Below are 24,398 nucleotides of genomic sequence, written 5' to 3' on the forward strand. Positions count from 1 at the left end.
TAAATCTGAATACGGCCCTCCTGATCATATAGGTCGGCGAAAGTGGCTTTGCCATGTTCCCGGATAGCCCGCAGCCTTCCTGCTATGCTTACTTCCTGGCCGTCGAGCTCTTCAAAGTGCTCAATAATATCCCGGGTAGAATGAGTACGTTCATAGCGTCCCCCATAAGGCTCGATACCTGCTTGGCGTAAAGCAGAAAGCTTTTCTAACCTTACCCGAATTAACTCATTGTCTATTTCCAACCTCGATCCCCCTACTTAAAACTTGTTTTTTAGGGCCGGCTTTTATTTGAGATCTCTATTTAAAGGTAATTTTATCCTCATTTACTAATACTTAGGATTTGATAACGAAGAGTCCCGTCTGGTACCTGAATTTCTACAAGGGTTCCTACCTCGCGGCCTAAAAGGGCCTTGCCCACAGGCGATTGAGCAGATATGCGCATTTCCCCAGGATCTGCTTCCAATGAGCCTACTATCTCGTAAGTCAGTTCTTCTCCGCTATCCACATCTTTAACCGTGACTTTAGACCCTAAGGAGACAACGTTATCCGGCAACTCCTGGGTGTCGATTACTCGGGCATGGCGTAAGGTTTTCTCTAAGGCTAAAATCCGCCCTTCGATGAAAGCTTGTTCATTTTTAGCGTCTTCGTACTCCGAGTTTTCGCTTAAGTCTCCAAAGCCTATGGCTTCTTTTATGCGCTCTGCTACTTCTCGCCTCTTAACGGATTTCAAGTATTCTAGTTCTTCCTCTAGCTTTTTCAGACCGCCGAGGGTAAGAAGTACTTCTTTTTCTGGCATATCCCTTCTCTCTCCTTTAGCCTTCTCTTCTAAGGGCAAACCCTAGTTTACCCTTTCTTATAGTCCAGTATATTCCCCTTAAGCGGTTAAAAGCACTGGGGGAAGCCCCAGTGCTCCCTGTCTTTGGCGCTCGTTAATCTTTTATAGGTATTATAGGTTGGGCTATTATCCTTGTCAAGGAGAATCGGGCTCTATCAGGAGACTCCCCTCCACAAATTATCCCTAAAGAATCTTACTTAAGAAAGCTTTAGTACGAGGATTCTCAGGGCAGTTAAAGATCTTTTCCGGGGAACCCTCTTCTACGATCTTACCTTCGTCCATAAACATCACCCGGTGACCCACCTCGCGGGCAAAACCCATTTCGTGAGTTACCACTACCATAGTCATTCCCTCTCGAGCTAGATCCCGCATAACTCCTAAAACTTCTCCTACCATCTCAGGGTCAAGGGCAGATGTAGGTTCATCGAAAAGCATAACTTTAGGTTGCATGGCCAGGGCCCGGGCGATGGCTACTCTCTGTTGCTGACCCCCGGAGAGCTGGTCGGGGTAAGCCTTGGCCTTATCCTCCAGGCCTACTTTTCTAAGAAGCTCGTAAGCTTGTGCCTCAGCCGCTGCCCTATCGAGCTTCTTTACCACTATGGGAGCCAAGGTTATGTTCTCCAGAACATTTTTGTGGGGAAAAAGGTTAAAACTTTGGAAAACCATACCCACCTTTTGGCGTACCTGGTTAATATTGGTTGAAGGATCAGTCAGTTCTACTCCATCAATAACTATAGAGCCTTCCGTAGGTTCCTCTAGCAAGTTAAGACACCGGAGAAAGGTACTTTTACCTGAACCGCTCGGACCTATTATAACCACCACTTCTCCAGAAGCTATGTCACAATCTATACCCCTTAATACCTCCAGACGGCCGAAGCTTTTCTTCAACCCCCTAACGCTTATCATCGTTTATGTCTAATCTCCTTTCTAAGAAGTCTACCAGGCGCGAGATAGAAAAGGTTAAGACCAAGTAGATAAGGGCTACAGTAAACCAGATCTCAAAGGGTCTAAAGGTGCTAGCTATTATTATCTGCCCCCTACGGGTGAGTTCGACTATACCGATTACGGAAAGCAAAGAGGTATCTTTGAGCAGGGCGATAAACTCGTTTCCCAGAGGCGGGATCACCCGTCTGAAAGCCTGGGGTAGGATAACATATCTCATAGCCTGTGTCGGGGTCATACCCAGGCTCCGGGCAGCCTCCATTTGTCCCCTATGGATGGATTGAATCCCGGCCCGAAATATCTCTGCCACGTAAGCACCACTGTTGAGACTGAAAGCAATAATAGCGGCTACAAAGGGAGGAATACGAGTAACGGGCGAGCCCAATTGTTCTAGCAACTGAGGAAAACCGAAATACACGATAAAAACCTGCACCAGAAGAGGGGTGCCCCGTAGGAAATCCACATAGCATGCAGCCAAGAACCGGATAACTCTTTGACCCGATATTCTCCCCAATCCCACAATAAGACCGAATATAGTCCCTAAAGAGACGGCAAAAATGGTTATCTTTAAGGTTTCCACAGCCCCCATGAGCAAATAGGGGAGGGACTTCAAGATCAATCCCAAAGCTGCCACCTCACCCAGTATAATACAAAAGATGCGTAGTGCCACCTCAAAACGACACTACGCACTATATACTACCACAAACTTAAGGTTTATTTGGGGGTTCGCCAGGGAGGAAATCAGGTGGGTTTTCGCCGAACCACTTGCGGTAGATTTCACTGTATTTACCGCTCTCCTTGAGTTTCTTAAGCCCCTCGTTAACTTTCTGCAGCAATTCAGCTTTACCCTTGGGGATAGCAATACCGTAAAATTCGCTGTTGGCTAAGTCTCCCACAATCTTTACCTTAGTGTTGCCCTGCTTGATGAAATAAAGAGACACGGGATAGTCGTTTACAAAGGCATCTACTCCGCCATTAATTAGCTCCATAAAAGCATCGTTAACCGTATTATATTCGGTCACCTGGGCCCCCTCTATGTTGTTCTTGACGTATTTGGCCCCGGTAGTGCCGATCTGTACGGCTATCCTTTTACCCTTAAGATCCTGAAAACCTTTGATGGTGTTATTGTCCGCCCGTACGGCCACGCTCAGTCCGGACTGGTAGTAAGGTAAAGAGAAGTCTACCTGTTGTTTCCTATCGTCATCGATGCTTATGGCGGAGATGGCCATATCTACATTTCCGGTTTTCACCGCCGCTATGATGCCGTCAAAGCCCATATCCTTAAATTCTACGTCGAAACCTTGGACTTCCGCCAAGGCCTTCATAAGCTCGATATCGAACCCTACATACTGACCTGTCTTATCGTCCCGAAATTCGAAAGGAGCAAAAGACGCTTCAGTAGCCACTACATATTTGGGCTTGGACTGGCTCTGCTGCTTGTCAGAGCCCTCTTTGTTCGCCCCTTTCTTAGAACTGCTTTGTCCGCAGCCTACAATAGCTACCGCCAACACTATAGCCGCGGCTAAGAAGATTATGTTCCTTAAAAATGTTTTCACCTAGGTCTCCTCCTTTTGTTTTGTATTTCGACGTCATTTATTCTCAAACGAAAGTGTTATTTCGTCATTACCTTAAGAACTCCTGCCGTCAGAATAAAATTTGATTGACAGCTTAAGGGTGATGATGGGAAAATTAGGCTTGGTGATCTTGGTGGGTAAATCACTTATACCTGGTTTAGCCTTACTAGGAGTTGCGTTTGTTTGGGGCGCAACCTTTTATTTTGTACGTGAAGCCCTAAAGGACATAGCTCCCTTCCACTTCCTCTTTTACCGTTTCATATTAGCCTCACTCTTTCTCCTGGCCCTAACTATAAAGGAGCGGCCCTCATGGACGCGCAAGACCACAACCCACGGTTTTATGGGTTGCTGCCTTTCTCATACAGCTAAAGGTTCAACGTTACCTCTCTGCCGCAGCCACAGCAGTGATACTCGCTACAGAGCCGGTTTTCGGTGCCCTCATCGCCTATACCTTCGGTGGCGAAATCTTAACTTTAAAACAACTTTTAGGATGCGCCCTTATACTTGTAAGCATATTGTTCATACAAATTGCAGCTAAAAAAGTCTAACAAGAAAACAACAAGTCGGCCCTCTTGCTACTTTAGTCCTCTCATATTAATCTGCCAACCGGAAATGGGGGCTAGCTTCATAGGCCAGGCGCAGGGCCTCTCTATACTCCTCCGTTGTAATCCGCCTAGTGAGAAGAGGATAACGGTGGGCCTCCCCTGCTGGGTAATACTGGCTCATGATATTGATATAAGAGTAAGGGGATATCTCCCGGGCGATAAACTCTAAAACCTCTTTAGTACCGGCTAGGCCTCCAGGTAAAACCAAATGCCGGATGATGAGCCCCTTTCTCGCTATACCTCCCTCATCCAATTCCAGATCCCCCACCTGGCGGTGCATTTCTTTAATGGCCTCTTGGGCTACCTGAGGATAATCAGGAACCTTGGATAAGCGCCGACCCACTTCAGCATCGGCATATTTAAAATCAGGCATATAAATATCTATGATACCCTCAATGGCCCTTAAGGTTGCCGTTTCCTCATAACCTCCACAGTTATATACTAACGGTAAACGTAAACCCTGTTCTGCTGCTATGGCTAAAGCTGCTATTATCTGGGGAACATAATGGGAAGGAGTAACTAGATTGATATTGTGGCAACCCCGCTCTTGCAAGGCTAGCATGATACGCGCAAGTTTCTCTAAGGAAACCTTTTCACTCTGCCAACCCCGGCTGATCTCGTAATTCTGGCAGAAAACGCAAGCCAAATTGCAGTGGCTAAAAAATATAGTCCCCGATCCTCCCCGGCCAACTAAGGGAGGCTCCTCCCCAAAGTGGGGACCGTAACCCCCTATCTCTACCTCAAAACCTGCTCGGCAGAATCCCTTCTCCCCTTTCTGCCGGTTCACATGACAATGATGGGGGCAGACAGTGCAGTCCTTAAGGAGATCCATTAATTCTAAAGCTATTTCCTTGAGTCTGCCTCCCTTAAGCTTATCCAAGTAGCCCGGGTAGCTCGCCATACTCCTTCCACCCTGACAAGGATTGGTAAAGGTTTAAGGCTTAAATCCTTGGCGAAATATATTTTAAACCCGAAGGCTCCTCTTTTATTGGCCTCCTCTTTTATTTAAACTTTAGGCCCAGAAATTTTTCTACCACCTCTGATAAAATCTCCTCCCCTAACTGTTCCTCTACCAAATAAGGCAGTCGGTGCTCGCGCACTTGAGGTTGCGGGAAAAAGCCGCTCCATTCAAGCTCTAAAAGGCAACGCCTGGCGATGTTTTCTGGGATCAAAAAAACTCCTGGCGCGATCTCTTCTATCAACCATCCCCGCGCTTCTAAAAAGGCTTTGATCTGACCGGACAGCTCCTCCTTTAGACACCGCACCAGTAACCCGCGTTCAAGATATATTTGCCCCATTCTGGATCCCCAGTCCTCTAGGGAAACACGCACGTTGGAAGGCAGGGGATACTTGCTGTGCTCTTCTAAAAGCCCTAATACGTCCCCCGGCATCCTTCCCTTAAGAAAGCCTCGATAAAGGGTTCTTTCATTGAGCTTAAAAATAAAGGCCCGGTCTGCACTCTTAAGATCAGCAAAGGTAACCACTTCAAAGAGAAGCCCAGGGCTAATCTCCAGGGGCGCCAAGATTTCAAAGTCGGGCTGCACCACTATATCTTCAACCTCGGGAAAATGCTTTTCCAGAGCTTCTTTAAGTTTTTGCACCCGCTCTTCCGGAATCTCTACCCCTTCATCTTCTTTTAAAGATCGCTGGAGAGATTTCTCTCCATATATCAACCCTAGCTGGGATAACCGTATAGCTCCTTTATCTAAATCCCCTTTTAGCTCTATCAATCCCAACCAAGTGAGCTTTTGTATCAGCTCCTTTATGTCCCTTAAGGCTAGCTCTAGGGTAGAACCCGAGTTATAATCAGCTACCAGGCGATATAAATTAGAAAGGGATAGCCACCTATTACGGGGGGCCAGGAAAAGAAAAGACATGATATGCTCTGCCCATACTTGGGAACCCTCAAAATGGGGCTCTAACAACCAGGAAGTAAACATCTCCCATTGTTCAGCCTGGGGCAGCTCCAACCATTCCCAGGCTACTTTCCCTAAGGTAGCTCTCCCTTCTCCCTCCACCAGAAATTGAAGCCCCCAGGCTAGCCTTTCTAGAAGTTCATAGCGCATCTCTTCATTGGGGAAATGCTGAAGGCTCAATATACGCTTGCGGTCCTTTTTATAAATATGCCCGGCCTGGGCCACCTTGACTTCCCACTGCAAAACCGAGGCTAGAAGGATATAGAAATCTAATAAAAGGAATAAACCGTGGCTCTCAAAATCCTGGTCTTCCTTTCTTAACGGTTCTATCAAGGTCCAGATCTTTTGATTATATATTAAATTTCTGACCTCCCGAGGAAGAAGAAAATATTCCCTCTGAAATCGCTCTTGTTTTACAAACACCAAACCGTAATCTAAAACCCGCTTCCGCACTTCCCAAGCTGTATCTTTTCCCCAAAGTCTATTGAGCTTTTCATTTACCCTTAAGGCCTCCGCTCCCGAGGATGAAGAAGAATTAAAATGAACCAGCTCCAAGAAAAAGCGTTCAGGCTCTCCTAGGCTCTGCCAAAGCTTCTCTAGATTTTGGTCTTCCTGGAAAAAGGCAACTAACGCCTCATATAAACTCTTGCGCTCTTCCTGCCGCTGCCCACGCTTATTCTTTTGCTCTCCTGGGATTTTTATATTCAAATTATGCGCTAGGGTGCGTAAAAAATCCAAAGGGGCCTCCGCTAGATATTGGGCTAAATCTTCCATGCTTTATCACCTCATATACACCTTCCGTCGCCTCTGTCTCCTATTCTATAATTCCTTCTGTGTATCTTAAATTTCCTATGTCTATCTTAATTCTCCCTCTGGTCTATCTTAAGCCTCTGTTTAGCCCTTATTTTTTACCCGCCCTCTGTTTCCATTCCGCCAAGCTCACTATCTTACCTCTTTCAGCCTTTTCTACTCCCTGGGAGAGCAAACGTTCGGGTCCTATAATCTCATACCGGTATCCCTGTTCAGTTAAGAAAAGCTGGCGATGCATGGCGTATTGCTGTTCCACTGTATCCCGCGTAACTAAAGAATAGAAGCTTGCGGGTAGCCCAGATTTTTTAGGGCGCAGGATCCTACCTAAACGCTGGGCCTCTTCCTGGCGGGACCCGAAGGTACCCGAAACCTGGATGGCCACACTAGCCTCTGGTAAGTCTAGAGCAAAGTTGGCCACTTTAGAAACTACAAGACAGGGAAGCTTACCCTCCCGGAAAGCCTGATAAAGCTGCTCCCTTTCGCGGTTAGCAGTCTTACCCGTAATTAAAGGTGCTCCTAAACGCTTGGCCAGGCGCTCAAGTTGCTCAAGGTACTGCCCTATCACGAGGATCTGTTCTCCCTTGTGGGCCTCTACAATTGCTTCCACCACAGCATCCTTATCTGGGTTAGTGGCTGCTACCCGGTGCTTTTCCCGGTCGTCAGCCACGGCATAAGACAAGCGGTCTTCCGGCGGAAGATTCAAACGGACTTCATAACAAGTGGCCTTAGCTATCCATCCCTGGGCCTCTAGCTGTTTCCAGGGTATATCATACTTTTTAGGACCAATAAGGGAGAAAACATCATCCTCCCGGCCATCCTCACGGACCAGGGTGGCCGTCAATCCCAAACGACGCCTGGCCTGGAGCTCGGCTGTGATCCGGAAAATGGGGGCTGGGAGAAGATGGACCTCATCGTAAATGATAAGGCCCCAGTCTTGCTGATTAAAAAGTTGAAAATGCGGGTAATCTTCCCCTTTTTTACGCCTATGGGTGATAATCTGGTAAGTAGTAACGGTTACCGGCCTTATTTCCTTTTTCTCTCCTGTATATTCACCCACCAGATCTTCCGGAAGGTCAGTTTTATCCCGGATTTCCGTCAGCCATTGCCGGGCGGCAGTAACGTTGGTAACCAAGATTAAGGTGTAACATTGGGTGAGGGCCATGACCGCCAGGCCTACTATAGTTTTGCCGGCGCCGCAAGGAAGAACAATAACTCCACTACCACCTTTGGAACTGCCGCTAGCATAAAATATTTCAGCAGCTTCTCGCTGGTAATCCCGCAGGTTAAAAGGCTCACCGCTTAAAGTGAACTTGCGTAAGTTAAACTTAAGAGGTGCACCCGGTACATATCCGGCCAGATCTTCCACCGGGTAACCTATCTTAATCAGGGCCTGTTTGACTAGGCCTCGTTCCCAAGGGTCAATGAGAAGGGTACAGTCATCTCGCCGGCCCTTAATATACTCCTTAACCCGCTTGTTGCTCAAAATCTCCAAAGCGATGGCCGGATCCGCTGTAACAAGGCACATCTCCCCGCCTTGAGCCACCAGCTTAACCTTCCCGTAACGGCCCATATATTCCCGGATGTCCGTTACCACATTGGCGGGCAGGGGGTACTTGCTAAGCTCGCTTAAAACCTGTATAACCGTTTCGGCATCCAGCCCGCTGGCCGCCGCATTCCATAAAGAAAGGGGGGTCAAGCGGTAGGTATGCACATGCTCTGGGCTCTTCACTAACTCTGCAAAACGTACAAGATAATCCCGCGCTTCGGTATAAGCGGGATTATCTACTTCTAAAAGAATAGTACGATCGCTTTGAACTATAAGGGGTTTATCCAAGGAAGGCCCCCCTTAAAAACGAGGTTCTTCTTTTTGGGCCTATTTTCCTGCTAAATTTCACACTTTATTTTACATCAAAAACCTTTTATGTTAACCCCCTTTGTTTATTATTTATTTACGTAAGGAATAGTAGAATTCGCCTTGGGAAGTACAACTACCCGGGAATCGCGGGGTAAGCTCTGATCCGCAAGCTTTAGGGCCTCTGTTAAATTGGGGGCGGGCGTAACTTGCATAATCCGGGCCATCTCAGAATCTATACCCTGGCTAACTAAGATGACACGGGCCTTTTTTAGACTGCGACACCATAAATAAGCTTTATGGGCCCCCATGCGGAACTCTTGGGAGGCGAAGTTAGTGAGAACTCCTTCCACTGTGCGCCCTTCCCGCATGGCCTCAACAAAGCGGTCATCCCCAGCCCCTTCCCGGCATTCAGCACATAAGATAATGGTACCCCCCTCTTTCACAATCCGTGTGGCATGGGCTAATCCTTTTTGGGCTTGGTACAGGTTTATATCCTTGGGAAACCCGCCAGGGGAAGCGATGACTAAATCTGCTGGACCCGCTACTGGAACTTCACAGATCTGCCGGGCTATCTCCACCCCCTTACGGTGAGCCTTAAAGTAATGGCCGGCCACAGCCCGCGCGATACGACCTCGGCCGTCAAGGATAACATTAACAATAAGGTTTATCCCGACTCGTCCGCCTATCTCGTCTATATCCTCCCGTGCCGGGTTACCTTCCACCCGACCCAGCTCGCTCCCTGGCAGTTTAAGGAGGGAGTGGTTAGCCCGGATGGTCGCCTCTCCCCCACAGCCAATGACTACTCCTTTAGCCCCACCGCTATATCCCACGATCTGGTGGGGATCGATCATGCCCACTATTATCCGTACTTCGGCCTCCAGGTAGTGGCGATTTATAAAAATCGGCGTGCCCCGGAAAGAAGAGCCAACTTCCCTTAATATCCCGGGAGCATAAGCATTATGGCTTATAACCTCCACTGCGCCTCCCGCTATGGCCTCTAAAGCAGCCAATTCTTCCTGGCTAGCAGGGCGATGTAAACCTGTGCCTACGAGAATTTTTATATGTGAAGGTTTTAACCCCACCTCCATAAGTTTCTGGATTAATGGTGGCAAGATAAGATTATTGGGCACCGGTCTAGTGGAATCGCTTACCACGATAACGGCGTTACTTGCTCCCCGCAGGTCTTCCCAATTAAAATCTAAAGGCCTAGCTAAGGCCCTTTCAATCTCCTCCCTTTCATCTGGCACCCCTGGGTATGGTCGCAATTTTACTTCTTCCACTTCCCAAGGATAAGGCAACTCTGCTGTTTGTATACCTTCACCATAAGGTACTTCTAGGCGCATATCAGTTTTTCCCCCTTTGTGTCCTTTATCACCTTTAGCCTTTAAAGTTTACTCTTCTGGTACAACTTGCCGCTCCACATTTTTAAGGTGCCGGAGCATAGCTATGGAGGCAGCCTCGGGATCACGCCGTAAGAGAGCTTCTACTATTACGCTATGCTCTTCTACTGAGGCCTCGCCCCTCCCAGGTATAGAGAGGGCGCGGGAGCGGATATCAGCTAAGAGATCCATTAAGCTTTCCACAATACGTACCAGTACCGTATTCCCGGTAGCCTTAGCTAAGTTATAATGGAACTGGCTATCATGGCGGGCCAAAAGCGACAGACGACCGCTAGGCAAGTGCTGCAAATTTTCTTTAGTTTGGCGAATTAAGGTGGCTAACTCCTCTAGTTCTCGATCCGTTCCTCGCTCAGCCGCCCAGGCCGCTGCAGCCGGTTCCAGGGTTTTACGGATTTCGAATAGATCTTTTATCGTTTTAGGATTTACAAAAATACGCCTGGCAAACTGCTGGAGGTAATCATCGGGATCCTGTTCGGCTATAAAGGCCCCTTGTCCATGCTTGATTTTTACCAGGCCCTCAGCAGCTAGCATCTTTAAAGCTTCGCGCACAGAGGTGCGGCTCACCCCTAGCATCTCTGCCAATTCCCTCTCCGCTGGAAGCCGGTCTCCCGGCTTAAGGCGACCTTCAAAAATGCGAGTCTTAATTTCATCTACAACCCGGTGATAAACGCTCCGGGGATCTTTAATTATCTGGAATAATTCTTGGGATTGCTCTGCCTTCATTTCTTTCCTCCGGGAATAGATTTAGTTTGGTTATTTCTATGATATTCTAGCACATCTAGCTAATGAAAGAGAAAAAGGCACCCGTTCTTACATTTACTTGCGAACGGGAGCCTAACGAATAAGAAAGGCCAAAACTTGGTCTTTTTAAGCCTCCCCGTCTTCGGTGGCTAGCTCTACCCCGCGGCCACGGAGGTTTAACCATAACCCCCAGGCGATCATAATAAGCGCCAAAGCCATGAAGCTTGCCGCAATAGGCCGGGTGAAGAAAATCCAGGGTGAACCCCCAGAAAGAACCAGCGACTGCTTAAGGGAAGTCTCTAGCATTTGGGCTAGAACAGAGGCTAAAACCATAGGAGCTAAGGGGTAACCTAGTTTGCGCATGAGATACCCTACAAGCCCAAAAAGCAAGGCCATCCAGACGTCGAACATTAAGAAGCGTACGCTATAAGCACCTATAACTGAGAACAAAATAATTAAAGGCCCTAAAATAGGGAAGGGAATAAGGGCGATACGAGCCCATAGACCTACCAAAGGTAAATTTAAGACCAAGAGTATACAATTTCCTATATACATGCTGGCGATTACCGCCCATACTAGATCTGGATTTTCCTTAAAAAGCATGGGTCCAGGCTGGAGCCCATACATCATAAAGCCGCCTAAAAGTACCGCTAAGGCCGGACCGGAAGGGATACCGAAGGAAAATAAGGGGACAAAGCCACCGCTACAAGTAGCATTGTTGGCTCCCTCAGCTGCGGCTACCCCTTCGATGGCCCCTTGGCCGAAAAGATGGGGCCGCTTGGACACCTTCTTTTCTACATCGTAAGCCACAAAGGTAGTCACTGCTGGGCTGCATCCAGGTAACAACCCCAGGAAAAAGCCTATAACGGAAGAACGCAACATAGCCCCTAGGCTCTGCTTAATATCTTGTAAAGTAGGTAACCATCCCCGTACTTTAGTTTCATAAATAAAAGTGGCTGCCTTTTCTATATTCACCAACACCTCACCGATGGCAAATAACCCAATGATGACGCTGATAAAGTTAACTCCAGCCAGGAGGGAAACCGAGCCAAAAGTAAGCCGCGCTTCCCCAGTTAAAGGATCTAAACCCACCATAGCCACCAGTAGACCTAAGGCGGTAGCGATTAAACCTTTAAGCAAAGCCCGGCCAGATAGACTTATCACCAGACTTAAGGCCATGAACATAAGGGCAAAATATTCAGGGGGACCAAAGGCCAAGGCTACACTGGCCAGGGCAGGGGCAAAGAAGGTAAGCCCCACCAGGCTTAAAGTCCCCGCTACAAAAGAAGAGATAGCGGAGATACCCAAGGCAGCCCCAGCCCTGCCCTGGCGCGCTAATTGAAAACCGTCCAAAGCCGTAGGCACCGAGGAGGCTTCCCCGGGGATGTTAACCACAATGGCAGTGGTGGAGCCGCCATACATGGCCCCATAATATATGGCGGCCATCATGATAATAGCCGGTATAGGAGGTAAAATAGTAGTTAAAGGTAAAAGAATAGCGATGGCCGAAGTAGGACCAATGCCTGGTAAAACTCCTACCAGGGTGCCAATTAGACTACCTATTAAGGCATACAGGATATTTATAGGCGTTAACGCTTGGCTAAAACCGTGCCAGAGAAGACTCCAAGAAAACGCCATGTTTCCTGCCTCCTACCATCCTAAGGGGCCTGTGGGAAAGGTTAGCTCCAAAAAGCGAACAAATACTAGGGAAATAGTAACTGCGGTTAAGATCCCTAAGCCCAAGGATATAAACCACCGGTAACGTCCTAAATACCAAGTTAAAAAGGTAATAAAAAGAAAGCTACTTAAGGAAAACCCCAGGGGTTCCAATAAAGCCAAATAGAAAATAATACTTACTAAAGTAACTAATATTCGCTTAAAGCCTCCACGGTCGGGCCAGTCGATGGGCTTATCCCCACCCCGGGTAGCCCAGCTTAAAATAGAAAGAAGGGCCCCTGCTCCTAGAATTACCCAGCTTAAAAGGAGGGGTAGGGTACGGGGATGCAAATGCTCCCCCGTAACCCCGTGGATGCTAAAAGAAGCTACCAGGGCCACAGCGCCCAGGGCTACTAGAGTTAATCCCCCAACTATATCGGCTATACGTTGAGTACGCATAAAGCTTATCTCTCCCCTTTAAGGTAAGGGAGTTACTTTTTAAGCTCAGCTGCTAATCCTTTATATAGCTCAGTAAGTTTTGCGATATGGGCTTTAGATTCCTCGTGACCCAAGCTTAACGGCACAAAACCTTCTTTCTTCATTTGGGCCTGAATATCCGGGTTACGGGCTATTTCTAGGAAGGCTGCTTCAAGTTTCTTAATTATATGGCTGGGTGTACCCGGTGGTACCGCTACCCCCCGGTCTATGCTCTCTACTAGGTCAATACCCTTTTCCTTAAAGGTAGGAGCCTCTTTAAAGGCCTCAAACCGCTCATTTCCAGCAAAGGCTAAGAGGCGAATCTTGTCTTTATATTTGACCAGATCATCAGAGTTACCAAAGATAGCATCTACATGGCCCCCCAGGAAAGCAGTAATCTGGGGCGCTGCACCAGTAAAAGGCACATACTTAAACTTTGTTCCCGTTAACTTCTCCAGCCGCATAGTAGCAAACTGATGGCCAGAGAAAGTCCCCGAACCGCCGATGGATATCTGTCCAGGCTTCTTTTTAGCTTCCGCCAAGAAATCCTCGAGGGTTTTATAAGGGCTAGTATTTAACACAGCCAGACCCAAAGGTGTAGATTGAAAAAGGGCCACGGGTACTATCTGCTCTGTTTTATAACCCGTCTGTTGTTGCATGGGTTGTAGGATAATATGGGGCAAGTTAAAGCCAGCGATGGTATAGCCATCAGGTTTAGAACGAACGAGCTCACTCCAGCCTACTGCCCCACCGCCTCCAACTTTATAGTCTATTACCACCTTCTGGCCTAAAATCTTTTCTAGTAAAGGCTGCTGCCGCCGTGCCTCCCGATCCGACTGACCACCAGGATCGAAGCAAATAAGGTAGGTAATCTGCTTAGTGGGGTAATCTTCTTTAGGGGCAGCCTGTTGCCCTTTAGAACAACCCGCTATTCCCCAAGCGAGTAAAACCAGGATTAAATATAAACCTAAAAAACTCATTTTCTTTTTAAAACTAAAACCCATTTTCTTATACATATACCCCCTCCTCCTATAAGTATATGAGTTCAGTGGTCTTACCACTTTATACTTAATTCGACGCCTCCTAATAAAATCCTTCTTACAAGCCAAGAAAATTCATAAAGGTTTTAGGAGGGGGATAGCATCAGCTTCTTTTGAGCGCGCTCTCGAATAGCAAAGATCTTTTCTTCAGCCAAGGGTCGTTCGAAACTCCGAAGACCCGCCAGGCGGAAACCGTGTTTGCGGGCCAGGCGGCTTATCTCATCCACCTGTTCCACAGTAAGGTCGCGGCCTAAAGTGAAGCTCTCCAGCCTACCTTCCAAAGCCAAGATCATAGTCTCGGCCATGCAGGCGTAAGCCAGGCCGGGCGGGTAACCGAAGTTAAAGCGGAAATCAACTTCCCCGGGCACCTCCACTACACCGCCCTCAATGACCAGTACATCATCCCTTTCCTCTGCCACCCGCCGGGACACGTCCCGCGGCCTTGCTACATCACAGACTACAGCGCCGGGCTTTAAATATTCCGGCTCAATGATAGCTTCCACCGCCGAACTCACCGTAAGGATGATTTCTGCCTCTTTAAGGGCTCCTTTTATATCCCGGGTAACCCGCACATCATTCCCTGTATCCTCTAAAATACGCTGGCGCAAGTTGCCTAGCTTTTCCTCATCTCGGGCTACCAAAGTTAAATTGCGGCATTCTCGGGCCAGGATGCGAGCGCAGACAGAGCCAATAGCGCCAGTAGCCCCTATTACCACCACGGGAGCAGCTTCCATATGGATGCCCATCAGTTCCGCTGCCTTCCGCGTCCCCTCTAAAGCCGTAGCCACTGTATAGCTATTACCCGTAGTCACAGGAATATTTAAATGCCTGGCTATGGTTATTCCGGCATCTCCCACCACCGAAGTCATGGCGCCTAAACCTACGATCTCAGCCCCCAGCTTTTCAGCTAGGCGGCCAGCTTGGATGATACGCTTAAGGACAAAGCTTTCGGGAAGAGTAACCATCTGCCGGCTAGTAAGAGGGCAAGATATGAACCATCCTTCTGTGCTAGCGTATTCTGAACGTACGCCTGTAATGTAAGAGGTCTTAATAGGCGGCAACCACAACAAAAGTTTTTCCACCAGTCGGGAAGGCAAATGAGAAGCTATGGGGAACTTGCGCGCCACATCGCTAACATCTAAGGGGTGGATAATGAAAGCGAATCTATGCAATTTAAGCGCCTCCTTGGAACGAACCTAGCTGTACTAACCAAAACAAAGTAAGTAATTAAGCCCGAGACCCTAAACATTGATTACCTGCACTTAGCAGAATCCCTTTAGGGAAGTCCCTACAGATGTAGTATCCGGGGTTCAAAGCCAAGACGGTCAAGGAGGGTATTATAATCCTCTCGCGTCAGTTCCTCTGGCCGTTTACCGCTTAAAACAACAAGAACCCCCTCTAGTACATTGGTACCAAAGGAACGCCCCTGAAATTCTGGAGTAGTAGTAATTAAGATTTTTACTTGGCGCTTCCTTAGTTCTTCGATATCTTTAGGCGTTACCGTATTGGTAATGATAATTTTACCCGGGAGTCTTTCCGGCATAAACCGGCGGATAAAATGAAAATCACCGGCTATAATCTCAGCTTCTTCATAAAAGCGGGTATACCGGGGCTCGATCTTTTCCTGCTCTTTACCTGTAGGATAAAGCATTTTAAAAGGCAAAAGCCTGACTACTGGCGCCACTAAATAAGCCACTCTACGAAAAGTGGGCAAGGAACGTAAAGGAATAGGAAGGCCCAACCCAAAAATTAAATCTCCACAGGTGACCTGAGCTCCCGCCTCAGCCAGAGCCTCGGCCAAGCCGAAACGATCTACCGCACAGACTACCAAAGTTTTTTTGCCCTGGAAATGAAAACCCTGGGCAGCAAGTTTAGCGATTACCCTACGCTCCAAGGTATCCTTAAGGCCCCCACCATCCACAATGGGCGTCTTTTGGGCTGCCCTTACCACCCGGGCCGCATCGCGCAAAAGATACTTCCGGGAGCCGACTCGTAGGTATAGATCCATGCCTCCTAAACCGAAGGCATCCACTTTACCGTCCATCTCCCGGATTAAGGAGATCATCTTCTCCATATCACCATCGGTCCCAATACGGGATAGCTCAAAAGGTACACCTAAAAATTCCGCGCGGGCCACATGATCCCTTTGGGAAGAACCCAGGCTTATGCTTACTACCCGCTTTAACATTTTTCTCTCCCCTTATTTTCTTCTTAAGAATTAATAGTTACCTGCTTTTAATCGCTCTTAACTCTGATAAGCCGCTTTTTTCTCCCGGCTGGTTAACTGGCGGATAAGGCCACGCAACCTTTCTACATCCACTACCCGATCTTCCCGGATAGGGGAGGTTCCGATCTCTACCCCTACTACCTCCCGGCCCAGCAAGGCCTCACTGAGCCTAATCCGATAGTCAGATCCGATGATAACTACTACGTCATATTCCCTCAATCGAGCAATAATCTCCATAATCTCGTTTATAAGTTGTAGCCCGTTCTTCTGCCGAACATAATCCCAGCGTTCAGCCTCGGTAAGAAGGAAAATATACTCTACCCCTTCCTCTTCTAGCATCTGGTGCAATTCTTCTTTATTGGCCACCGGAAAACCTATAACCGCGATCCTTCGCCCACGCCGAACTTCCCCCAACTTTTCCAGGCGGGAGATAAAGGTGCGGTCTACTGCTACCTTCTGGGCCACTTCTTCTTGGGAAAAACCCTGGGCCCTGAGTTCAAGTATGCGTTCCACAGCAGAATATATCTTACGCCGGTCCAAGAGCTTCTCTCCCACCCGGATAAAATCCATATCCTCTCCTCCGTGCACAAGTTTGTGCACGGTAAATTATAGCAGAGACTCCCCCCGCTAGCAAGTGCTGTTAACACTTAAATTACGCCTAGACAATTTTCAACATGCTTTTTTCTCCGCTTTGTATCCACTACGACAATAAATAAGGCCATGCTCCCTAAACCTTACCTACCCTAAGTAACGCTTATACTCTTCCAAAATTTGGACAAGCCCCAGGAAGCTTGCTTCCCTATTTATAGCTTCCCGGATACGGGCGGCATGGGGCAATCCCTTCAAATAATAACTTAAGTGTTTCCGCATCTCCTTAACCCCGCGCTCTTCTCCCCTGGCTTCTATAGCAGATCTCAAGTGCCTTAAGGCCATATCCAGTCTCTCCCCCGGAGTAGGGGGCGGAGGAAGGGGTTGGCCAGATAAGAGGACACGGATCCGGCCAAAAATCCAAGGATTCCCCAAGGCCCCCCGACCGATCATTACCCCATCGCACCCTGTAAACTCAAGCATACGCAGGGCATCCTCGGGGGTAAAAATATCTCCATTACCTATAACGGGAATATCTATGGCTTCCTTGACCTGCTTTATGATTCCCCAGTCAGCTACTCCGCTATAAAACTGGTCCCGGGTGCGTCCGTGTATAGTTACAGCTCGGGCACCGGCTTCAGCTACTTTTTGGGCGACTTCCACAGCGTTGACTTCTGTTCCATCCCAGCCTTTGCGCATCTTAACCGTAACCGGCACAGGAGAGATAGCTTCTGCTACAGCGGTTACTATGGCCTGGGCCCGGAGGGGATCCCTCATTAGGGCTGCTCCTTCCCCGTTACGGACAACTTTAGGGACAGGACAACCCATATTAATATCTATTAAGGCCGCCCCTGCCCGAACAGCCTCTTTAGCTGCCCAAGCCAGTATTTCAGGCTCCCGACCAAAAAGTTGGACGGCTACCCGTCCTTCCTCTCCTTTTAAATCCAATAACGCCCAGGTAGCTTTATTCTGGTAATAAAGCCCCTGGGCGCTGATCATCTCGGTATAGGTAAGGGCTGCACCGGCTTCCCTTAAAAGCTTTCGGAAAACTTTATCCGTGAATCCCGCCATGGGAGCAGCCAGCACTGGAGGGCTAAGGCTTAAGTTACCCAGTTGTAGAGTAATGTGTACCCGGTTATGCCCTGTTACGTTCATAAACTATACGTATCCCCTCCAGGGTGAGCCAGGGATTAACTCTATCAATGATCGGCGTCTCCGGGGCAATAAGATCAGCTAAACCTCCGGTGGCGACCACTATGGGATCTCCTCCCAGCTCAACCTTCATGCGCTGGACAATACCTTCCACCTGACCTATGAATCCGTACATGATGCCCGCCTGCATACAGGCAATAGTGTTCTTACCGATGATACTGCGCGGCCTTATCAGCTCCACCCGAGGCAGTTTGGCAGCGTGGTAAAAAAGGGCGTCTGTAGAGATACCGATGCCAGGAGCAATGGCCCCGCCCAGATACTCGCCATTGGCTGAAATAGCATCAAAGGTAGTAGCTGTACCGAAATCTACCACGATGGCCGGTCCCCCGTATAGCTCATAAGCCGCCACGCCGTTTACAATACGGTCGGCTCCGATCTCCCGGGGATTATCGAACCGGATAGGCATCCCTGTCTTCACCCCTGGCCCGATGACTAGGGGCTTAGTACCAAAAAGCTCTTCGGCTGCTTCTACCAGGCTCTGGGTCAACATGGGTACTACGGAAGCTAGGGCCACGTCCTTTATATCTTTGGGTATAAGCCCATGGTACTGGCAGAAGTGATACCACGACAAGGTGTATTCATCTGTTGTTTTACGGGGATCAGTAGCCATTCTCCAGTGGCAAACTAGCTCCTTACCCCGGTACACGCCGCATACGATATTAGTGTTACCTACATCTATAGCTAAAAGCATGTTCTCTCCCCCGTCTTAGTATATAAATTAAAACCCCCTATCTAGGGGTTTTAATTTTAAGCTTTGAGTTTATTGCCAGCCTACTTTACACCACGGTTTCATTCTAACATTACTGGCAAGCTACGACAAGAAGCACTTCTTCAGGAATATTTAAGTATAATTTTTTCTCTACTCCGGGGGCAATGTAAAAAAATTTAACTGTTGCAGCGAAGTTGAAGTGGAGAATCTGGATACCCAGGAAATTAGCCACTTTCGTATAGTAAGTCCTTTTGATATCGATGTAGAAAGTGGCGATATATCATATTTGTCACCAATGGGAAGAGCGTTACTGTTAAAGAAGACCGGAGATGAGGTGACAATTTTTTAATCCGCAAAACCTACCTAATCCGCGGCTAGTCAGCGAAAGAGCGCTTTAAACCTAATGGGGAAAAGAAAGGAGACCAGCCTGCTTTAAGATCCGGCGGAGCTTTACGCTTAAAACACTGGCTAAGAGGAGCTTAACCATATCCAGGGGTAAGAAAGGAACTACTCCTAGAAGAAGGGCCTTCTGCCAAGGTAAATGCATCAGATAGGCCAATTGGAGAGCACCTAATATATAAACCACCACTAGACAAAGGAGCATCCCTCCGGCTGCGCGAAGGAAGGTGAATTTATTTCCCTTATCTACTACCCATCCTAGCAGATAAACACCTATTAGGAATCCCCAGAGATACCCGCCTGTGGGGCCCAGCAGGCGAGCTATTCCCGCACCACCCCGGGCAAAAACGGGAAGCCCTATGGCCCCTAAAATCAGGTAAAGTAAAACAGCCAAAGTCCCCAGCCGCCTACCCAAGAGGGCGCCAGTTAAAAATAAACCTAAAATTTGGCCCGTTATGGGTACTGGCGAAAAAGGAAGGGGGATAGCTACCTGGGCCAAAACAGCCATAATCCCGGCAAAAAGGGCTGCTATAGTTAATTCTTTTGTGCGCATACTATCCACTCCTATTTAAACTTTGTTTAAAGAGCCTTTTATAATCTCTTATTCTTTCTTACTAATATGTGCTTTAAGAAACCAATTAAGTTTTGTTAATCACTTAAATAAAGCCTGAACAGAAGCAGGCATGGTACCTAGATCCTTAGAGTTACCTCCCCATAAGTAAAACGCCGCAAGGTATGGTCAGCACCCTCCACCAGGAGCCTCCCTTCCCCATCTATATCTATAGCTCGGCCCTCATATACTTCGTTGCCCGCTTCCACCTTAACCAGGCGGCCTAAGGTTACACTGGCTTTTTTCCAGGATTCCCTAACGGGGACAAACCCTTCTTTTTCCCAAATCTGGTACCAACCTTCCAGGTGATAAAGGAGGGATTGCAAAAGGGGAAGCCTGGGTACTTCCCATCCTAACTCTAGTTTTAGAGAAGTAGCTAAAGGCCAAAGGTCGCGCGTGAAATCCTCTATATCTAGATTTACGTTAAGGCCGATTCCTAAGATCACATACTGGGTAATCTCAACTTCAGCACGCATCTCTGTGAGGATGCCACATAACTTCTTGCCCCTACTTAAAATATCATTGGGCCATTTTATACCTACCTCTAACCCAGTGATCTCCTTTATTGCCGAAGCTACGCCTACGGCGGCCAACAGGCTAAGCTGAGGAAGCTGCCAGGGTGCCACCCGAGGACGTAAGACAAGGGAAAGCCAGATGCCCTTTCCGGCGGGTGACAGCCACCCACGGCCCAGGCGCCCCCGGCCGCTGGTCTGCCCCTCAGCCAGTACAGCGGCTCCGTGGGGTGCTCCTTGCTCCGCCAAGTCCTTGGCCACTTGATTGGTGGAACCTACTTCTTCGTAATAATAAAAAGGTCGCCCCAGCCAAGTGGTTTTAAGGCCGGCTGTAACTTCCTCAGGATACAGCCTATCAGGAATACAGAGAAGAGTATAACCGCGCCGGGTACAAGCGCTGATCTGGTAACCGTCGCGCCGTAAAGCTTTAATATGTTTCCATATGGCGGTCCTGCTTAAGCCCAGGCGACGGCTGAGCTCTTCCCCGGAAACATATTCACCCTTTCTTTTCCGGAGCTCCTCTAATACTTGTTGTTTACTCTTTTCTTTGGTCATGGTAATAGTATATTATACCCAGGGCTTATTGTCAACTATTTTTGCTTCCTATGGTTAACAATTGATAGATTAAGCCTGCCTTGCTTTCGCCAGACTAGATGCGCCAGCTAGAATTGCAGACGCCAAAAACGGGCTTAAGGCAGGGGTTTGTTATGGGCATCCACGAAAACTACCCGGGGTTTAAGGTGCCGGGCTTCTTCATCGGTGTATACGCCATAGGAGATAATTATCACAATATCCCCAGGCTGCACCAGGCGAGCCGCGGCCCCATTTACGCAAATAACTCCGCTACCTCTCTCACCAGGAATAGCATAGGTCTCCAACCGAGCACCGTTATTAACGTTTACCACTTGTACCTTTTCATGGGGAAGGATATCTGCAGCTTCTAAAAGCTCGCTATCGATGGTGATGCTTCCTATATAATGGAGGTTGGCCTCGGTAACTGTGGCCCGGTGGATCTTGGATTTCATCATAACACGCCACATGGTGGGAATTACCCCTCCTTTACAACAAGATTCCTTCTTCGCCGGGGCCTCCCGGCCCCTCCACAGGCCTGGCTTCCCACAGTCCCTGTCTCTTATACTTCTACCACCAGATTATCAATAAGCCTGGTGGAGCCTATCCATACAGCTACCGCAAGTAATACCTTGCCGGAAATCTCCTCCAAGGGGTTTAAGGTCTCTGCATCATTGATACTTACATAATCGATCCTGGCCAAGGGTTGGCTAAGAATCTCCTTAGCCATAGCTTCTCGTACTTTGGATGCCTGCCGTTCCCCCTGGCGAATGAGCCCTTCCCCCAACTTTAGCGCCCTATATAAACTTAAGGCTTGCCTACGTTCCTCTGGAGTTAAATACTTGTTTCTGGAACTTAAAGCCAGCCCATCCTCTTCCCTTACCGTAGGAACGGTGACGATCTCCACCGGGATATTCAAGTCCTGCACCATACGTTTAATAACCATAGCCTGTTGGTAATCCTTAAGACCAAAAAATGCTTTATCAGGTTGTACAATATTAAAAAGCTTGGTCACTATAGTAGCCACACCCCGGAAATGCCCAGGCCGGGAAGCACCACAAAGCACTTCGGTAAGCCCTTCTACTTCCACATAAGTAGCATAGCCTGGTGGATACATCTCCTCTACTTCTGGAGCGAAAACCGCGTCCACCCCTACCTCCTGGGCCAACCTGAGATCCCGTTCCAGGTCGCGGGGATATCGTTCGTAGTCTTCCTGGGGTCCGAACTGGGTAGGGTTTACAAAGATGCTCATAATTACAGCATCGCAAAGATCTTTAGCCCGGCGGACTAAGGTCAAGTGTCCCTCATGAAGGTAACCCATAGTGGGGACTAGGCCTATGCTCTTTCCCTGTTGCCTTTGAGCCTTTACCCATTGGCGGACCTGAGGTATAGTCTTAAACAACTCCATCCCTTTTCTTACCTCCCTACCCTAAAATTAAAAATGCCTTCCAGACGGGACATCTAGAAGGCATATTTTTAGTACGCCTTATTTTTTAATCCCGTCTCGGTCCCTTAAGGATCCAAGCGGAAAATCTAGTTTGAAGGGGTAAAGGTTGCACAGTGTAAACCCCTTTAAAGGTTTCACCTGCGCTTTTCAGTGTACCACACTAAAGGATTAATAAGCAACAATTTTCTCCAACTTCCTATACAACTTCCTATAAGACTTCAAGTTTCCCGTTAGCAGCCTCCCAGGCTGTGAGGAAACGCTCCCGTATGTAAGGGTATTTCGTGGCTAAAAATTTTACCAGCTCCTTAATCTCCTTTCGCCGGGTATGGCCCGCAGCTGGACAAGGATTGGTTAGCACAGGCAGGTTTTCTTTTCTGGTCAAAGCTTCTACAGTGGCTTCCCGGAGGTAAATAAGGGGGCGAATGACCGTAAGCCCGCTCTGGGTTAAATAAGTGGCAGGTAGAAAGGTAGAAAAACGCCCGTTGTATAGCCAATTTAAAAGAAAGGTTTCCAGGAGATCATCCAAATGATGCCCCAAGGCCACCTTATTGCATCCTAAGCGAAGGGCTACCTTATTGAGGGCACCGCGCCGGAGGTGAGAACAAAGGGCGCAAGGGTGCTCCTCCCTCCGATAGTCAAAGACTATTGCTTTAATGACGGTAGGTTCCACGTGGAAAGGTATCCCATGCTCCCGGCAAAAACCCGCAAGGGGTGCGGGATCCAGGCCCCAGCCTAGATCCAGGAAGACAGCCTCAAATTCAAATTCCAAGGGTGAAAAATTTTTAAGGAGCCAGAGAATATAAAGGAGGGCCGAACTATCCTTTCCGCCAGATGCACCTACCAATATCTTGTCTTGGGGCTTAATCATCTCATAGCGCTGGATGGCCCGCTTAACTTTACTCAAAAACCATTTCCCGTAGCTCCGTTTTATCTTATACTGGGTTAGGGCTTGGGTAGCCTCCATTCTAAGTCCTTCTCCTTAAAGAAAATAATATGAGCACTCGCCTTACATTTGAGGGTTGTTAAAATAAGATTATAGACCCCATGCCATAAGTATTAACTAGCCTAAAGGAGGTAAAACTTATGTTTCAGCTAACTGTGCAGTCCCATCAGCGGGTAGAACTTATAAACATTACTTCCCAGGTACAAGCTTTAATTAGCCAACAAAAAATAAATTCTGGTGCTTGTCTCCTCTTCGTCCCCCATACTACAGCTGGAATTACCATCAATGAAAATGCGGACCCAGATGTTGCCCGCGATATTATGGCTACTCTGTCTCGCCTAGTTCCCCAGCGAGGGGACTACCAACACCTAGAAGGGAATAGCGATGCCCATATTAAAGCTGTACTTACAGGTTCTTCAGTAATAGTACCCATCTCCCAGGGCCGGTTGCAGCTCGGTACCTGGCAGGCCATCTATTTTGCTGAATTCGACGGGCCCCGCCGTCGCCAGGTCTTGGTATCTTTCCTGGCTTCTTTAGTATAAAGATGTAGGTTCCCCAAGTTAAAAGTGTGATATATATCATAGCTTCCTGGCTAGAGAGCTTTTAAAATAAAGGTACCCACCCTGGTATAAAAGGCGCAAGAAGGTTTTTAAGGAAGCTAAGTAGCGAAGTAGGGAGGAACCACCATGAGCATCGGGCGTTGCCCAGGCCAGGACCGTAGGTACTGGAAGCCAGAGGATATTTTCGAAGAACCCTGCCCGCACTGCGGTAAATTAATAGAATTCTGGAAGGATGACGTTACTGTACGCTGCCCCCACTGCCGACAATATGTAAAGAATCCTCGTTTCGATCCCGGATGTGCCGCGTGGTGTTCCTATGCTAGCAAATGCTTAGGGCCTTTGGCTCAAGTCTATCAGAGGCAGCCCCGGGTGCTTCGCGACAAGCTAGAAGTAGAAACGCGCAAAAAACTATTAAACCAAAAAGAAGTACTAACTATGGCCCTTCAGGCAGCTTCCTTCGCGGAAAAAATCGCCCGGGAGGAAGGGGTAGAGCCCCTGGTAGCCATAGCCGCCTGCCTCTTATATGATGTAGAGGAGGCAGAAAGGATTATGGCCTCTGTGGGTATAGACGAAGAATTGGCCCAGCGGGTGATGGGGGTATTGGTTTCCCGCAACAAAAATCCAGGTGATCCCGCTTGGGCCGTAGTCCAGGACGCCAGGAAGCTCGCCAAGCTACAACTTGCCGCACCTGAGCCAGAAGCTAGAAACTCTATACTCCTTAACGATTTCTATACGGAAACGGCAAAACGCTTAAGTCAAAACCTTTAGGA

General features: G+C 48.2%; 25 protein-coding genes and 3 pseudogenes (1 of these 28 running past the window's edge). 5 read left to right on the forward strand and 23 right to left on the reverse strand.

Annotation, left to right across the window (positions count from 1 at the left end; all coding sequences use genetic code 11):
- The 5 genes from lysS to B9A14_RS16065 all read right to left on the reverse strand — a co-directional run.
- Positions 1-242, reverse strand: the 5' portion of a protein-coding gene (gene lysS, locus B9A14_RS16045; RefSeq protein ID WP_084666821.1) for a lysine--tRNA ligase. It extends 1,222 nt beyond the left edge of the window; the window shows 242 of its 1,464 coding nt (coding positions 1-242); it begins with the start codon at positions 240-242; its stop codon lies beyond the left edge, outside the window.
- Positions 243-319: 77 nt separating this feature from the next.
- Positions 320-796 carry a transcription elongation factor GreA gene (gene greA, locus B9A14_RS16050; RefSeq protein WP_084667214.1) on the reverse strand — a complete coding sequence of 159 codons (477 nt, stop codon included), beginning with the start codon at positions 794-796 and terminating at the stop codon, positions 320-322.
- A gap of 222 nt (positions 797-1,018) precedes the next feature.
- Entirely contained in the window at positions 1,019-1,741 is a 723-nt protein-coding gene (locus tag B9A14_RS16055; RefSeq protein WP_084666822.1) for an amino acid ABC transporter ATP-binding protein, read from the reverse strand.
- On the reverse strand, positions 1,728-2,402 hold the full coding sequence (locus tag B9A14_RS16060) for an amino acid ABC transporter permease (protein WP_157110096.1): 675 nt from the start codon (positions 2,400-2,402) through the stop codon (positions 1,728-1,730). The genes B9A14_RS16055 and B9A14_RS16060 overlap by 14 nt, the downstream gene beginning before the upstream one ends.
- 82 nt (positions 2,403-2,484) lie before the next feature.
- Positions 2,485-3,333, reverse strand: coding sequence for a basic amino acid ABC transporter substrate-binding protein (locus tag B9A14_RS16065; RefSeq protein ID WP_084666823.1), 849 nt, complete (start codon positions 3,331-3,333; stop codon positions 2,485-2,487).
- Between the two features lie 124 nt (positions 3,334-3,457).
- Between B9A14_RS16065 and B9A14_RS18355 the strand changes: the two are divergent.
- A pseudogene (locus tag B9A14_RS18355) lies at positions 3,458-3,661 on the forward strand (EamA family transporter); the annotation flags it as partial.
- Between the two features lie 46 nt (positions 3,662-3,707).
- A pseudogene (locus B9A14_RS18070) lies at positions 3,708-3,899 on the forward strand (EamA family transporter); the annotation flags it as partial.
- Positions 3,900-3,945: 46 nt separating this feature from the next.
- Here the strand turns inward: B9A14_RS18070 and B9A14_RS16080 are convergent.
- The 13 genes from B9A14_RS16080 to B9A14_RS16140 all read right to left on the reverse strand — a co-directional run bounded on the left by B9A14_RS16080 (position 3,946) and on the right by B9A14_RS16140 (position 18,569).
- Positions 3,946-4,857: a radical SAM protein gene (locus B9A14_RS16080; RefSeq protein ID WP_084666825.1), complete on the reverse strand. Its 912-nt coding sequence runs from the start codon at positions 4,855-4,857 to the stop codon at positions 3,946-3,948.
- Positions 4,858-4,957: 100 nt separating this feature from the next.
- Positions 4,958-6,646 carry a helicase-associated domain-containing protein gene (locus B9A14_RS16085; RefSeq protein WP_084666826.1) on the reverse strand — a complete coding sequence of 563 codons (1,689 nt, stop codon included), beginning with the start codon at positions 6,644-6,646 and terminating at the stop codon, positions 4,958-4,960.
- A 127-nt stretch (positions 6,647-6,773) separates the two neighbouring features.
- Positions 6,774-8,516 carry a DNA repair helicase XPB gene (locus tag B9A14_RS16090; RefSeq protein WP_084666827.1) on the reverse strand — a complete coding sequence of 581 codons (1,743 nt, stop codon included), beginning with the start codon at positions 8,514-8,516 and terminating at the stop codon, positions 6,774-6,776.
- A 107-nt stretch (positions 8,517-8,623) separates the two neighbouring features.
- Positions 8,624-9,880, reverse strand: a complete 1,257-nt coding sequence (larAH5, locus tag B9A14_RS16095) for a nickel-dependent malate racemase, LarAH5 family (RefSeq protein ID WP_084666828.1) — start codon at positions 9,878-9,880, stop codon at positions 8,624-8,626.
- A gap of 48 nt (positions 9,881-9,928) precedes the next feature.
- Positions 9,929-10,660: a FadR/GntR family transcriptional regulator gene (locus B9A14_RS16100; RefSeq protein ID WP_084666829.1), complete on the reverse strand. Its 732-nt coding sequence runs from the start codon at positions 10,658-10,660 to the stop codon at positions 9,929-9,931.
- A 144-nt stretch (positions 10,661-10,804) separates the two neighbouring features.
- Positions 10,805-12,316 carry a tripartite tricarboxylate transporter permease gene (locus tag B9A14_RS16105; RefSeq protein ID WP_084666830.1) on the reverse strand — a complete coding sequence of 504 codons (1,512 nt, stop codon included), beginning with the start codon at positions 12,314-12,316 and terminating at the stop codon, positions 10,805-10,807.
- A gap of 12 nt (positions 12,317-12,328) precedes the next feature.
- Positions 12,329-12,793: a tripartite tricarboxylate transporter TctB family protein gene (locus B9A14_RS16110; RefSeq protein ID WP_084666831.1), complete on the reverse strand. Its 465-nt coding sequence runs from the start codon at positions 12,791-12,793 to the stop codon at positions 12,329-12,331.
- Between the two features lie 32 nt (positions 12,794-12,825).
- Positions 12,826-13,827, reverse strand: coding sequence for a tripartite tricarboxylate transporter substrate binding protein (locus B9A14_RS16115; protein ID WP_197686534.1), 1,002 nt, complete (start codon positions 13,825-13,827; stop codon positions 12,826-12,828).
- A 110-nt stretch (positions 13,828-13,937) separates the two neighbouring features.
- A complete protein-coding gene (locus tag B9A14_RS16120) occupies positions 13,938-15,023 on the reverse strand; it encodes a polysaccharide biosynthesis protein (RefSeq protein ID WP_084666832.1) in 1,086 nt (361 codons plus the stop codon).
- A 116-nt stretch (positions 15,024-15,139) separates the two neighbouring features.
- A complete protein-coding gene (locus tag B9A14_RS16125; RefSeq protein WP_084666833.1) occupies positions 15,140-16,039 on the reverse strand; it encodes a quinate 5-dehydrogenase in 900 nt (299 codons plus the stop codon).
- A gap of 57 nt (positions 16,040-16,096) precedes the next feature.
- On the reverse strand, positions 16,097-16,678 hold the full coding sequence (locus tag B9A14_RS16130) for a transcriptional regulator (RefSeq protein WP_231967843.1): 582 nt from the start codon (positions 16,676-16,678) through the stop codon (positions 16,097-16,099).
- Positions 16,679-16,816: 138 nt separating this feature from the next.
- Positions 16,817-17,821, reverse strand: coding sequence for a tRNA dihydrouridine synthase DusB (dusB, locus tag B9A14_RS16135; protein WP_084666835.1), 1,005 nt, complete (start codon positions 17,819-17,821; stop codon positions 16,817-16,819).
- The gene (locus B9A14_RS16140; protein ID WP_084666836.1) at positions 17,802-18,569 is read right to left on the reverse strand and encodes a type III pantothenate kinase; all 768 of its coding nucleotides are present in this window, start codon (positions 18,567-18,569) and stop codon (positions 17,802-17,804) included. The genes dusB and B9A14_RS16140 overlap by 20 nt, the downstream gene beginning before the upstream one ends.
- A gap of 214 nt (positions 18,570-18,783) precedes the next feature.
- Here B9A14_RS16140 and B9A14_RS18360 point away from each other — a divergent pair.
- Positions 18,784-18,936: pseudogene (locus B9A14_RS18360) on the forward strand (GreA/GreB family elongation factor); the annotation flags it as partial.
- A 51-nt stretch (positions 18,937-18,987) separates the two neighbouring features.
- Here B9A14_RS18360 and B9A14_RS16150 read toward each other — a convergent pair.
- The 5 genes from B9A14_RS16150 to B9A14_RS16170 form a co-directional block, all read right to left on the reverse strand.
- On the reverse strand, positions 18,988-19,539 hold the full coding sequence (locus B9A14_RS16150; protein WP_084666838.1) for a biotin transporter BioY: 552 nt from the start codon (positions 19,537-19,539) through the stop codon (positions 18,988-18,990).
- A gap of 137 nt (positions 19,540-19,676) precedes the next feature.
- Positions 19,677-20,663 (reverse strand): biotin--[acetyl-CoA-carboxylase] ligase, encoded by a 987-nt coding sequence (locus B9A14_RS16155; protein ID WP_084666839.1) that lies wholly within the window; start codon positions 20,661-20,663, stop codon positions 19,677-19,679.
- 134 nt (positions 20,664-20,797) lie between these two features.
- Entirely contained in the window at positions 20,798-21,148 is a 351-nt protein-coding gene (gene panD, locus B9A14_RS16160; protein ID WP_084666840.1) for an aspartate 1-decarboxylase, read from the reverse strand.
- Positions 21,149-21,240: 92 nt separating this feature from the next.
- A complete protein-coding gene (gene panC / locus B9A14_RS16165) occupies positions 21,241-22,086 on the reverse strand; it encodes a pantoate--beta-alanine ligase (protein WP_084666841.1) in 846 nt (281 codons plus the stop codon).
- A gap of 247 nt (positions 22,087-22,333) precedes the next feature.
- Positions 22,334-23,089 carry a tRNA lysidine(34) synthetase gene (locus B9A14_RS16170; RefSeq protein WP_084666842.1) on the reverse strand — a complete coding sequence of 252 codons (756 nt, stop codon included), beginning with the start codon at positions 23,087-23,089 and terminating at the stop codon, positions 22,334-22,336.
- A gap of 119 nt (positions 23,090-23,208) precedes the next feature.
- Between B9A14_RS16170 and B9A14_RS16175 the strand changes: the two genes are divergently transcribed.
- Together B9A14_RS16175 and B9A14_RS16180 are read left to right on the forward strand one after the other, a co-directional pair.
- Positions 23,209-23,610: a secondary thiamine-phosphate synthase enzyme YjbQ gene (locus B9A14_RS16175; protein WP_084666843.1), complete on the forward strand. Its 402-nt coding sequence runs from the start codon at positions 23,209-23,211 to the stop codon at positions 23,608-23,610.
- Positions 23,611-23,754: 144 nt separating this feature from the next.
- Complete coding sequence (locus B9A14_RS16180; RefSeq protein ID WP_157109992.1) at positions 23,755-24,396, forward strand: HD domain-containing protein; 642 nt, start codon at positions 23,755-23,757, stop codon at positions 24,394-24,396.
- Positions 24,397-24,398 lie beyond the last annotated feature (2 nt).

Origin of the sequence: Thermanaeromonas toyohensis ToBE (assembly GCF_900176005.1) — a bacterium.
Lineage (GTDB): Bacteria > Bacillota > DSM-521 > Neomoorellales > Neomoorellaceae > Thermanaeromonas > Thermanaeromonas toyohensis.